14 protein-coding genes and 1 tRNA gene are annotated in these 11,935 nt (G+C 64.1%); 6 read left to right on the forward strand and 9 right to left on the reverse strand.

Annotation, left to right across the window (positions count from 1 at the left end):
* Positions 1-48 precede the first annotated feature (48 nt).
* The 9 genes from flgH to COW1_RS06065 all read right to left on the reverse strand — a co-directional run bounded on the left by flgH (position 49) and on the right by COW1_RS06065 (position 7,412).
* Positions 49-717, reverse strand: coding sequence for a flagellar basal body L-ring protein FlgH (gene flgH / locus COW1_RS06025; protein WP_096366005.1), 669 nt, complete (start codon positions 715-717; stop codon positions 49-51).
* Positions 718-862: 145 nt separating this feature from the next.
* Positions 863-1,648 (reverse strand): flagellar basal-body rod protein FlgG, encoded by a 786-nt coding sequence (gene flgG / locus COW1_RS06030; protein WP_096366004.1) that lies wholly within the window; start codon positions 1,646-1,648, stop codon positions 863-865.
* 13 nt (positions 1,649-1,661) lie between these two features.
* Complete coding sequence (flgF, locus tag COW1_RS06035; RefSeq protein ID WP_201345701.1) at positions 1,662-2,402, reverse strand: flagellar basal-body rod protein FlgF; 741 nt, start codon at positions 2,400-2,402, stop codon at positions 1,662-1,664.
* Between the two features lie 14 nt (positions 2,403-2,416).
* A complete protein-coding gene (flgE, locus tag COW1_RS06040) occupies positions 2,417-3,670 on the reverse strand; it encodes a flagellar hook protein FlgE (protein WP_201345702.1) in 1,254 nt (417 codons plus the stop codon).
* 13 nt (positions 3,671-3,683) lie between these two features.
* Positions 3,684-4,370 carry a flagellar hook assembly protein FlgD gene (locus COW1_RS06045; protein ID WP_096366001.1) on the reverse strand — a complete coding sequence of 229 codons (687 nt, stop codon included), beginning with the start codon at positions 4,368-4,370 and terminating at the stop codon, positions 3,684-3,686.
* Positions 4,371-4,398: 28 nt separating this feature from the next.
* Complete coding sequence (gene flgC / locus COW1_RS06050; protein ID WP_096367533.1) at positions 4,399-4,815, reverse strand: flagellar basal body rod protein FlgC; 417 nt, start codon at positions 4,813-4,815, stop codon at positions 4,399-4,401.
* A gap of 2 nt (positions 4,816-4,817) precedes the next feature.
* A complete protein-coding gene (gene flgB / locus COW1_RS06055; RefSeq protein ID WP_201345703.1) occupies positions 4,818-5,213 on the reverse strand; it encodes a flagellar basal body rod protein FlgB in 396 nt (131 codons plus the stop codon).
* A gap of 300 nt (positions 5,214-5,513) precedes the next feature.
* The gene (locus tag COW1_RS06060) at positions 5,514-6,374 is read right to left on the reverse strand and encodes a protein-glutamate O-methyltransferase CheR (protein ID WP_242466504.1); all 861 of its coding nucleotides are present in this window, start codon (positions 6,372-6,374) and stop codon (positions 5,514-5,516) included.
* A gap of 81 nt (positions 6,375-6,455) precedes the next feature.
* Positions 6,456-7,412, reverse strand: coding sequence for a chemotaxis protein CheV (locus tag COW1_RS06065; protein WP_201345705.1), 957 nt, complete (start codon positions 7,410-7,412; stop codon positions 6,456-6,458).
* A 142-nt stretch (positions 7,413-7,554) separates the two neighbouring features.
* Between COW1_RS06065 and flgA the strand changes: the two genes are divergently transcribed.
* From flgA to COW1_RS06095, 6 genes are all read left to right on the forward strand, one after another.
* The gene (flgA, locus tag COW1_RS06070; protein WP_201345706.1) at positions 7,555-8,259 is read left to right on the forward strand and encodes a flagellar basal body P-ring formation chaperone FlgA; all 705 of its coding nucleotides are present in this window, start codon (positions 7,555-7,557) and stop codon (positions 8,257-8,259) included.
* A 102-nt stretch (positions 8,260-8,361) separates the two neighbouring features.
* Complete coding sequence (gene flgM, locus COW1_RS06075) at positions 8,362-8,676, forward strand: flagellar biosynthesis anti-sigma factor FlgM (protein ID WP_096365996.1); 315 nt, start codon at positions 8,362-8,364, stop codon at positions 8,674-8,676.
* 16 nt (positions 8,677-8,692) lie between these two features.
* The gene (locus tag COW1_RS06080; protein WP_201345707.1) at positions 8,693-9,175 is read left to right on the forward strand and encodes a flagella synthesis protein FlgN; all 483 of its coding nucleotides are present in this window, start codon (positions 8,693-8,695) and stop codon (positions 9,173-9,175) included.
* A gap of 50 nt (positions 9,176-9,225) precedes the next feature.
* Positions 9,226-9,972 (forward strand): flagellar brake protein, encoded by a 747-nt coding sequence (locus tag COW1_RS06085; RefSeq protein WP_201345708.1) that lies wholly within the window; start codon positions 9,226-9,228, stop codon positions 9,970-9,972.
* Positions 9,973-10,044: 72 nt separating this feature from the next.
* Positions 10,045-10,121, forward strand: a tRNA-Arg gene (locus tag COW1_RS06090).
* Positions 10,122-10,192: 71 nt separating this feature from the next.
* A complete protein-coding gene (locus COW1_RS06095; RefSeq protein ID WP_201345709.1) occupies positions 10,193-11,920 on the forward strand; it encodes a chloride channel protein in 1,728 nt (575 codons plus the stop codon).
* The last annotated feature ends 15 nt before the right edge of the window (positions 11,921-11,935 follow it).

An 11,935-nucleotide genomic window follows, 5' to 3' on the forward strand; every position in this document is an offset into this window, starting at 1 on the left:
ATTGCCGCGTCACTTCGTTCCTCGCAATGACAGGGCCTTACTGTTTTTTCAGAACGGCCAGAAGACACTGTTGAAGAACTGGGCGAACCAGCCCATGGTGTTCGAATCGTGCACAAAGCCCTGGCCGCTGTAGGTAATGCGCGCATCCGCCACCCGGGTTGAGGGCACGGTGTTGTCCGGGCGCACGTCGACCGGACGCACGATGCCCGAAATCTGGATATATTCATCGCCCTGGTTCAGGGTCAGCCATTTCTCCCCGCGCACCACCAGGTTGCCGTTGGGGTGTACGTCCACCACGGTGACGGTGATGTTGCCGGTCAGGCTGTTGCTCTGGCTGCTCTTGCCCTCACCGTCGAACTCGGTGCTGTTGTCCACCGAGGCGCCGAGCCTGCCGAAGGTATCGCCCAGCGCCGTGGGCGTCTCGGATTCCAGCGAGGTTTCCTTATCGGTCTCGGTCTTGGCGTTCTTGCTGGCCTGGGTGCGCTCCTCCAGCACGATGGTGATGATGTCACCGACGCGCCGCGCCTTGATGTCCTCGAACAGATACATGGCAGTGCCCGAGTGGTAGATGGTGCCCTGCGTCTGAGGCGGCGGCGTCTGCGGCTGCGGCATGGGCGGACGGTAATCCGCGCGCGGCCCAGGATGGGTGGCGCAGCCGCCGGCGAGCACTGTGCCCAGCAGCCACAAAACGGGCAAAAGCTTGTGCAATGACTTCATTTCAAGCCTCCACATCCGGATATCCGGAACGACGTCATTGCGAGGCGCGCAGCGCCGCGGCAATCTCCGACTGACTGCATCGACGTTATGGGATTGCCGCGCTGCGCTCGCAATGACGACTCAATATTCACGATTCAAAATCACCTTAGAGATTCTGATTCACGTACTGCAGCATGCGGTCCACCGAGGAGATGGTCTTGGAGTTCATCTCGTAGGCGCGCTGGGTCTCGATCATGTTCACCAGTTCCTCGACGATGTTCACATTCGAGGTCTCAAGCGAGCCCTGGATCAGGGTGCCGGTGCCGTTGGTGCCCGGGTCATTCACCGTGGGGGCGCCGCTGGAAGCGGTCTCGATGAACAGGTTCTGACCGATCGGCTGCAGGCCGGTGGCATTGACGAAATCCGCCAGCTGGATGGTGCCGGCCTGGGTCGGCGCGGCCTGGCCGGAGAGTTGCACACTGACCACGCCGTCGGAGCTGATGGTGACGCTCTGCGCGTTCTCGTCGATGGTGATGGCCGGCTGGATCGGATAGCCGCTGGAGGTCACCAGCTGGCCGTCGCTGTTCTTCATCAGGCTGCCGTCACGGGTGTAGGCCAGGCTGCCATCCGGCATCAGCACCTGCAGATAACCCCGGCCCTGCACGGCCACGTCGAAGGAATTGTTGGTCTGCACCACGTTGCCCTGGGTATGGAGCTTCTGGGTGGCGACGGTGCGCACGCCGGTACCGAGCATCAACCCCGAGGGCAGCTGGGTATCCTGCGATGACTGCGCGCCTGCCTGGCGAATGTTCTGGTAGAGCAGATCCTCGAACACCGCCCGATCGCGCTTGAAGCCGGTCGTATTCACGTTGGCCAGATTATTCGAGATGTTGTTCATCCGGGTCTGCTGTGCCTCGAGCCCGGTCATCGCAACCCACATTGCCTTGTTCATAATTCAGTCCTCATTAACCCATTCGCATCAGCTGCGCCGAAGCCGAATCGTTCTCGCGGGCCGTCTCCATCAGCTTGATGTTGGCCTCGAACTGCCGCGACAGGCCGATCATGGTGGTCATGGCATCGACCATGTTCACGTTGCTGTTCTCCAGCGCACCGCTGACCAGCTTGACCTCATTCGAGGCCGGCGCCTGACCGCCGTCACTCATCCGCAGCAGTCCATTGGTGTCCTTCTGCAGCTGGGTGGGGTCGGGATTGACCACCTTGATGCGGCCGACCACGGCCAGCACCGTGGCATCCTGCCCCACTGGCAGCATGGACACGGTGCCGTCGGGTGCAATCTCCACCTTCTGCGCATCGGGCAGGAGCATGGGACCGCCCTCGCCCATGACCGGATAACCGGCGCCGGTCTCCAGCATCCCGGTCGGTGAGATGCGCAGATTGCCGGCGCGGGTATAGGCCTCGCCGCCGTCCGGCGCCTGCACCGCGATCCAGCCCTGGCCGTCGACGGCGACATCCAGGTCGCGGCCGGTGGGCTGAACCGCACCCTTGCTGAAATCGGTTCCACCCGGTTGGGACTCGGCATAGACCCGGCTGGGAAAGACCTGCCCCTGCAGCTGATAGGCGCGCGCCGCCGCCAGATCGGCCTGAAAACCGGTGGTGGTGGCATTGGCCAGGTTGTTGGCGTTCACCGCCTGGGCCTCCATCACCTGGCGGGCGCCGCTGGCGGCCACATAGAGCAGTTTATCCATCCCGGCTTACCTCATTAACGGATATTGATGATGGTCTGGGTGATGGTGTCGGCAGTGCTGATCACCTGGGAATTGGCCTGGAAGTTGCGCTGCGCGGTGATCAGCTTGATCAATTCCGCGGCGATGTCCACGTTCGAGGACTCCAGCGCTCCGGACTGGATCGCCCCCAGGCTGCCGGTGCCCGGCTCGCCGACCAGCGGCTGGCCGGAGGAGAAGGTCTCGGCCCAGTTGGTGTTGCCGACCTGGCGCAGCTCGCCCGGGTTGGGGAAGCTCGCCAGCGCCACCTTGCCCAGGGCGTTGGACTGGCCGTTGGTGAAGCGGGCCGAAATGACGCCCTCGTCACTGATGCTGAGCCCGCTCAGCTTGCCCTTGGCGAAACCGTCCTGGCTGAGGGAATTGACGGTAAAGCCGCCGCCATACTGGACCACCTCGGCCAGATCCATGGTGAAGTTCAGATCGGCGGCGCCGTTGCCGGGATTCTTGGCGTCGAAGACGACCTCGGTGCCGGTGAGGTCGCCGCTGCCGGAGACCAGCTGGCCGGCATCGTCGAAGGTGAAATTGAAGGTATCACTGCCGCCGACCTGAACCACGTCGCCCGGCCCCGTACCGTCGAGATACAGACGCGCATCCCAGTCGTTGCTGGCCTGCTTCTGGAAATAGACCGTGGCCGAGTGCTCCACACCCTGGGAGTCGAACACCGAGAAGGAGGTCGAGAAATTGAAGGTGGTCGCGTCATTCGGGTCAAACGGGGCGGTAATCACCGGATCGCTGGAATCCAGGTTCATGTTGACGCCGATGTCCGAGGTGGCCTGCGGCGCGCCTTCGGTCTGCGAGACCTGCAGATCGCTCAGCGAGCCGGTATTGAAGGTATCACCCGAGGTCCCGATGGGGTCGAAGACCTGCAGCCGCTGACCGGCGGAGTTCACCACATAGCCATTGCGGTCGATGTTGTAGGCACCGGCGCGGGAATAGATCTGGCTGCCACCGTCGGAGAGCACGAAGAAGCCCTCGCCGTTGATGGCCAGGTCCAGGGTGCTGCTGGTGAAGTCGATATTGCCCTGGCCGAATTCCTGCGCCACATTGGCCAGGCGCACGCCGCTGCCGATGGCAGTGGCGCTCACGCCGCCGGTGCTGACGGCGAAGACATCGGAGAACTCGGTGCGGGAGGATTTGAAGCCATTGGTGCTGGAGTTGGCGATATTGTTGCCGGTGACCTCGAGGTCGGACGAGGCAGCATTCAAACCACTGAGTGCGATACTGAAAGGCATGGCCGATTCTCCTTTACTGAATCTGGCGGACTTCGGACAACTCCAGGGTCCTGCCGCCGTTGAGGCCGAGCAGCAGACCGCCGGAGCGGTTGATCGTGACGTTTTCCACTTCCGTGGCGATCAGGGTTTCGACAGCTTCGGCGCCCTCGCCGGTATCCGCCGAGGCCTCGATCAGGTAATCCCCCGCGGGCAGGGCCTGGCCCTGGTCATCCAGACCGTCCCACTTGAAGGGCACCGATCCGGCGGCCTGCTGGCCCAGCCCCATGCTGCGCACCAGTTCGCCGGATTGATTGAAGATGCGGACTTCGATGTTGCCGCTGCTTTCGGGCAGTTCAACGCTGCCGCTCAGGCTGCCGCCCGCCTCCAGGCGCCCGACCCCGGTCGGTGCCAGTACCGAGCGGCCGACCAGGCCGGCGGCCTGCAGCGTCTGGCCGGAATGCATGGACTCGCTGAAGCTCTTGAACGAGTCCTTGAGCTCCTGGATCCCGGTGGAGGTGCTGAACTGGGCCATCTGGGTGAGGAATTCACCGTCCTCCATGGGCTTCATCGGATCCTGGTTGCGCAGCTGGGCGACCATCAGATCCAGGAAATCCTCCTGGCCGAGATCGTTCTTCACCTTGGACTCGGCCCGGCGGGCCTCCTCACTGGTACGCAGACCGGCGCCGGTGTAGATGTCCTGCAGACTGGATATGTCATTCATTGACTGACTCCCTGGGTGGCTGCCCTGCTCACTCGCCCATTCTCAGCGTGGCGAGCAGCAGCTGTTTGGAGGTATTGATCACTTCCACGTTGTTCTGATAACTGCGCGAGGCGGAGATCATGTTCACCATCTCGTCGACCATGTTCACATTGGACTGGTACACATAACCGTCCTCGTTGGCCATGGGGTTGTCGGGCGCGTAGCGCATCTGCACCGGTGCATCGCTCTCCACCACGCCGCGGACCTGGACACCCACCGACTCGGGTCCGGTGCCATAGAGTCCTTTCATCATCGCGGCGAAGACCGGCTGACGGGCACGATAGGCACCCTCCTCGGTCGAACTGACGGTCTCGGCATTGGCCAGATTGCTGGCGGTGGTGTTGAGTCGGGTGTTCTGGGCACTCATGGCCGAGCCGGCAATATCGAAGACCTTGAACAGAGACATGATCATTCACCTCTCAGCGTGGACTTGATGCCGCTGAACTTGCGGCCGAGGAATTCCAGCGTGGTCTGGTACATGACGCTGTTGCTGGAGAACTCCGCCTGTTCCTGCTGCATATCGACGGTATTGCCGTCCATGGAAGGCTGCGCGGGAACGCGGTATTTCAGCGGGATGCCGGCATAGGTATCCGCGCTGGTGGAGATATGACCGGACTGAGTGGAGGCGAGCTTGAGCTGCTCGTCGCCGGCGTTGCGCATGACGGCGCGGAAATCGATGTCGCGCGCCTTGTAGTTGGGCGTGTCGGCGTTGGCGATGTTGGAGGCCAGCAGCTCGTTGCGCCGGGCGCGCAGATTGAGCGCTTCCGGCATGGGCCCCAGCAGGGAATCGAGCGATATCGGCATGGCAACCTCAAACTTTAGTTCGTTTGGGCCATGTCTTAGCAATGCCTGTGCCAGCACAGGCGGAAGGCTTGTTTTTACAGGGATTTCGTTTTCGGGAGGGCGGCCGCGGCAAGGGTAAGCGGCAATATTCCGCCGCCGGGCGGCAAAGGGCGGCGCGGATATTCAACGCAGAGGCGCGGGGGCGCGGGACGCGCAGTGGTGTCTAATTGGTCGAAGGTAGGATGGGTGGAGCACAGCGCAACCCATCTGTCCGCCGAACGCGATGGGTTACGGCGCTACGCGCCTTCACCCATCCTACGGTCAACGTCCGGCCAGGCGTCCCCGCTCCAGGTCTTCCTTCAGTTTATATACGGAGCCGCGCGGGGCGCGCACCAGTTCGAAGGCATCGGAGTGCTGGGTGATGGACTCGGACGAGCCGAGAAAAAGATAGCCGCCGGGATTCAGGCAGCGGGCCATGCGGGCGATGATGTCACGCTTGGACTCGGTGGAGAAATAGATCAATACGTTGCGGCAGAAGATCACGTCGAAGCGGCCCAGGGGGTTGTAGCTCTGCAGCAGGTTGGCCAGGGTGAAGCGCACCCGGCGCTTGATCTCATCCTTCACCACCCAGTGCAGCCCCTGCTGGGTGAAGTACTTCTGCTTGCGCTCCTCGGACAGGCCGCGTGCCACGGCCAGACCGTCGTAACGCCCGGCCTGCGCCTCCTGAATCACGGTGGGGGCGATGTCCGTGCCCAGGATCTCGGCCTCGCCGAGCTTGCCGGGGTTCCCGGCCATGAACTCCTGCATGGTCATGCTGATGGAGTAGGCCTCCTGACCGCTGGAGCAGGCCGCCGACCAGATCCGCGGCACCCGCACCCGGCGTGAGGCCAGGTCGGGCAGGATGGTCTGGCTGAGGATGTCGAAGGGGAAGCTGTCGCGGAACCAGAAGGTCTCGTTGGTCGTCATCGCCTCGATGACCTGCTCCTTCAGCCCGCGGCTGAAGGGCTTGCGCATCTGCTCGACCAGTTCACCCAGGCTGTCGATATTGGCCTCGCGCATGAGCCGGCCCAGGCGGCTGAGCACCAGGTAATGCTTGTTCTCGCCGAGTACGATGCCGGAGCTTTCCTCGAGAAAGGCGCGGAAGGCATCGAAATCCTGGGAGGGGATTTTTGCTGTGTTCAAGCGAAGTTCCTTGTCAGGCGGCTGCCGCATCCGGCGGCATGCAGCACCCGCAGCAGATTGTCAGTTCGGCAGGCCGGCGGTTCAGCCGGCGGTGCTCCCGCCCACTTCCTGTCGGGTCTGGTTGACCTGCTTGAGCACCGAGGTGGCCAGCAGGTCGGGCTTGAACTTGGCAATGAATTCATCGGCGCCGACCTTCTCCACCATGGCGTGGTTGAATACCCCGCTGAGGGATGTGTGCAGCAGCACGTACAGGCCCGCCAGTTCCGGCGAGGTGCGGATCCGTGTCGTCAGGGTATAGCCGTCCATCTCGGGCATTTCCACATCGGAGATGACCATGGCCAGGTCGCGCAGCCGGTCGGGATCGTGCTCGGCCCATTGCTGCAGCTGCTCCAGCGCCTTTCTGCCGTCGCTGACCAGGGTGGCATCGATATTGAGCTGGTCCAGGGTGCGCTTGATCTGGTTGCGCGCGACCATGGAGTCATCCGCCACCAGGATATGCGGCCGGCACTCGTGCTCGACCGCCCCGACCCCGGCCAGCACCTCCTCGGAAATGTTCTCGTCCATGCCGATGACCTCGGCGAGCACCTTCTCCACATCGATGATCTCGACCAGCTCGTCATCGACCCGGGTCACGGCCGTCAGATAGCTGTCCTTGCCGGCCCCGTTGGGCGGCGGCAGGATCTGTTCCCAGTTCATATTGACGATGCGGTCGACCATCCGCACCAGAAAGCCCTGAGTGGAGCGGTTGAACTCGGTCACGATGACAAAGGCCTCGCGCGGCTCCTGCAGCGGCCGCCGCCCGATGGCCATCCCCAGGTCCAGCACCGGAATGGTCTTGCCGCGCAGGTGGGCCACGCCCCGCACCACCCGGTGGGACTGCGGCACCTCGGTCAGCGCCGGGCACTGGATCACCTCCTGGATCTTGAACACGTTGATGCCGAAGCGCTGCCGTCCATCCAGGGTAAACATCAGGACTTCCAGACGGTTGTGTCCGGCAAGCTGGGTGCGCTGATCGACGCTGGCCAGTACGGTGCTCATGCAATGGTCTCCTTCGAAGGGGGCGGCTTTCTGTTCTCGCCCTGTAGCGGCCCGGCGGCGGGCTTTCTTGAGCCAGGCCGGGTTCCGGCACAGCAATTGCATCGTGCAGGGGCAGTTGAGATTCGACACACAGGAGCGTCAGGTGAAAGCGGGTGCCTGGATACTGATGATTGCACTTGGACCGGCCCAGACGATCGGGGCCGCCCCGGCCGGATTTCAGCCCCACCAGGGCATAGTGGAGACGGCACAACGGTTCCTGGCGGAACAGGCCGCCGCCGCTCACAGCGGCAAGGTCGAGGCCAGCATCGGCCGCCTGGACAGCCGGCTCCGGCTCAAACGCTGCGGGGCGCCGCTGGAGGCCTTTCTGCCTGCCGGCGCCCGCCTCAACGGCAACACCAGCGTCGGGGTACGCTGCCCGGGCCCGACCGAATGGAAGATCTATGTTTCCGGAAAGATTAGTGTTTTTGGTCAGGTGGTGGTGGCCTCGGAACCGCTGCTGCGGGGCGAGGCCGTCGCTGAGGCCCAGCTCAGGGTGGTCGAACGGGAACTGTCCGGCCTGAGCTATGGCTACTTCGAGCGCACCGACAAGCTCACCGGCATGCTGGCCGGGCGCGCCATCCCCGCGGGCACGGTGATCACCCCGAACATGCTCAGCGCGCCGCGGCTGATCAACCGGGGTGACCGCGTCACCCTGCTCACCGGCAGCGAGCGTTTCCAGGTGCGGATGCGCGGCGAGGCCATGAGCGACGGCACCCGGGGCGAGCGCATCCGCGTCAAGGCGCTGAACAGTCAGCGGGTGATCGAGGGCTGGGTCGTGTCGCGCGGCGTCGTAAAAGTGACGCTTTAGCGACGGCGGGGAAAAATCGCGCTAAAGTTCTTGAATGTTTTGACGATACGGTTTTCAGTCAGACCCGAATCAACCCAGGAAAACAGCACGCAGGAGGCCACAATGGCAACTGAAATCAACAATATATCCGGCTCGATGGTCGGCAATGTCGGCACCGGCGCCGGCACCCAGGCGGGTCAGGGGACGGCGGAGAACAAGGCCGCCGAGAGCCAGGGCAATCCGGCATCCAGCCGCGACACTGTCAGCCTCACACCCCAGGCGCAGCAGCTGCGGGATCTGGAGAACCGCATCGCCGAACTGCCCGAGGTCGACAGCAACCGCGTCAACGCCATCCGGGACGCCATCGCCAACGGCAGCTACGAAATCGACGCCAACCGCATCGCCGAGAAGCTGATGCAGTTCGAAGGCGCACTCTGAAGCCCCGGGAAGCGTCATGCAGCAGGCACTGAAATCGGCCCTGACGCAGCTGTTCGATCGCGAGCAGCACACCCTGACCGCGCTCAACCGGATCCTGGCGACGGAGCTTGAGGCCCTGCAGGCCCAGGATACCGCCGCATTGGAACAGGCTGCCCGCGACAAGGCCGAGCGCATGCAGGAACTCGAAGGGATGGAGCGCGACCTGGCCGCCCTGCTTGCCCGCGCCGGCTATGGCAGCGACCGCGACGGTATCGAGACCTGTATCGCCCGCTGCGATCACAGCGGCGACCTGGCCGGCCGCTGGACGCAGCTGCTGCAGTCGCTGCAGCAGTGCCAGGAACGCAACCGTCACAATGGCGCGGCCATCGAGATCCATCGCCGGCATACCCGCTCGGCGCTTGCCGTACTGCGCGGCGAGTCACCCGATCCGGCCACCTACGCCGCCAGCGGCCACACCGACAACGCACACACCGGTACCCGGCCACTGGCCAAGGCCTGAATCGCTGCCGTATCATGACCTGAATTCCCACACGCGGGCCGGACATCCCCATGGCGGACGCAATCAGGCAACAAGACCCCTATCGTTCCCAGAGCGAAAGGATCACCCACCCGCCGCAAATCATCGCACTGCTGCGCCGGCTGCATGAAAACAGGATCCTGCTGCGGGTGAAGATCCCCGGCGTGGAGCACCCGTTCAACAGCCTGCTGCTCAATCTCAATCCCCAGCGCAACTACCTGCTGCTCGATGAAATCAATGACGAGGCTGCCCATCGCAAGGCCCTGGAAGCCGGCAGGCTGCGGGTATTCGGCCAGCACGAGGGGGTGGAGATGAATTTCAATCTCGATATCCGCCCGGCGCACAACCGGCAGGGCGTGGGCTTCTACCAGGCGTCGCTGCCGGAGTGCGTGTACTACATGCAGCGACGTGCCGACTACCGTGTGCACGTCGCCATGGACATGGAGATCGGTGTGCTGCTGCCGCTCGGCGAGGAACTCCTGCTCGACGGCCAGCTGTGCGATGTCTCCATGGGCGGACTGGGCGCCCGCCTCGATGCGGACCAGGAGATCCGGAAGGGACTGATCATCCCGGGCTGCCGCATCCAGCTGCCGCAGGACCCGCAGCCCCTGCAGGCCGATCTGGAAGTTCGCTTCGTGCTGCCGGATGAATCGCACCAGGGCCTGCGCCTGGGCGGCCGCTTCAGCCGGCTTGCCCCGGAGGACAAGGGCCGGCTGCGTAAATTCGTCACCCAGCTCGAGCGCGAGATGATCCGCCGCCGCACCCGCGGCGATGGCTGACTTGGGTCCGGGTAGGATCCCCGCTACAATACCCGCCCTGTAGCCGGCAATAGCATGTTGAAAGAGTACTCAGTCTCCGTAGCTCAGCTGGATAGAGCGACGCCCTCCTAAGGCGTAGGTCGCAGGTTCGACTCCTGCCGGGGACGCCATCCACGCCCGCCTCACCCTCCCCCTCATCCAGCCCCGGGACATCGCAGCCGCAACGGGCCATAATGCCTCCATGCGGGCGGCCATCAGCAAACAGCTTGAACGTTATCGATTGAGCGTGGCGCGTCCCGATGCCGTCCCGCAACTGGCCCTGCTCGGGATTGTTGCAGGCGTACTCGCGGGACTGACCATCATCGCCTTCCGCCTGCTTGCCGAACGGCTGCAATCCGGACTGCTCACAGGTCAGGCCGGGCACTTCGCCGCGCTGGCGCCAGAGCATCGGCTCTACCTTGCCCTGGTCGGCGGCCTGGTCCTCGGTCTGATGTTCCAGTGGCTGTCGCGGGATGCCCGCCGGGTCGGAATCCTGCATGTCCTGGAACGGCTCGAATATCACCAGGGGCGCATCCCCTGGCGCAATGCCGTATCCCAGTTTCTGGGCGGGACGCTTGCCATCATCAGCGGCCAGTCTATCGGCCGCGAGGGCCCCAGCGCCCACCTCGGTGCGGCCAGCAGCAATCTGCCGGCGCAATGGCTGCAACTGCCCAACAACAGCCTGCGCGTAACCGCCGCCTGCGGCGTGGCGGCCGGCATTGCCGCTTCCTTCAACACCCCGCTGGCCGGCGTGGCCTTCGCCATGGAGGTGCTGATGCTGGAATACACCGTGGCCGGTTTTACTCCGGTGATCCTGGCCACCGTCAGCGCCACCATGCTCAGCCGCCTGGTGTTCGGCGATCAGATTGCCTTCATCGTCCCCACCATCAGTCTGGGCTCCCTGTCCGAACTGCCTTATATCATGTTAGCCGGGATCCTGATCGGTTTGATCGGCGCCGCCTTTCTGCGCCTGCTGCAACTGTTCACCCGTCTGCACAGCCCCCTGCCCGTCTGGCTGCGCTTCAGTCTCGCCGGCGGCGCCGTCGGTCTGGCCGGCATGCTGGTGCCGCAGGTCATGGGCATCGGGGATCAGACCATCACCGACACCTTCAACGCCCACTACGGACTCATGCTGCTGTTGTCGATCCTGCTTCTGAAACTGCTGATCACGACCTTCACCATCGGCGCCGGCATCCCCGGCGGCATGATCGGGCCCTCCCTCGTGATCGGTGCCGCCGGCGGCGGCCTGCTGGGCCTGCTCGGCATCGAGACGGGGATCAGTACCTCGGATTCCCTCAGCCTGTATGTCCTGGTCGGCATGGGCGCGATGATGGCGGCGATTCTGCAGGCACCGCTGGCCGGGCTGATCGCCATCCTGGAGCTGACGCGTTCTCCCGATGTCATCCTGCCCGGCATGCTTGCCGTCGTTTCCGCCACCGTCACGGCGGGCCTGTTCACGCACCGGGAATCGGTCTTTCACACCATGCTGCGCAACCTGGGCATGGATTATCGCAACGACCCGGTCAATCAGTCGCTGCGCCGCGTCGGGGTCACGGCCGCGATGCAGACCGCCTTCACCCTGCTGCCGCGCCGGGTCGAGCGCGACCGCATCGGAGAGGAACTGAAGGAGGGTCTGCACTGGATCGTCATCCGGGAGCCGGAACAGGCCGACGTGCTGCTGGCTGCCGTGGACCTCGTGCAGGCCCTTACCCGGGATCCGGAGGCAACCGAATTCGATCTCATGGATATCCCGGGCACGCGACTGCAGACGACCGAGATCGACCGCCTCGCCAGTCTGCAGGAAGCCCATGCCAGGATGCAGGACACGGGGGCCGAGGCCCTGCTGATCACGCGCCAGGTCGCGCCGGGATTGAAGCGGGTGGAAGGGATACTGACCGCCGACGCCATCGCGCAGACCTACAGGATCTGAGGCCCCGCGCATTCA

This window comes from Thiohalobacter sp. COW1 (assembly GCF_016629505.1).
Classification (GTDB): Bacteria; Pseudomonadota; Gammaproteobacteria; order Thiohalobacterales; family Thiohalobacteraceae; genus Thiohalobacter; species Thiohalobacter thiocyanaticus_A.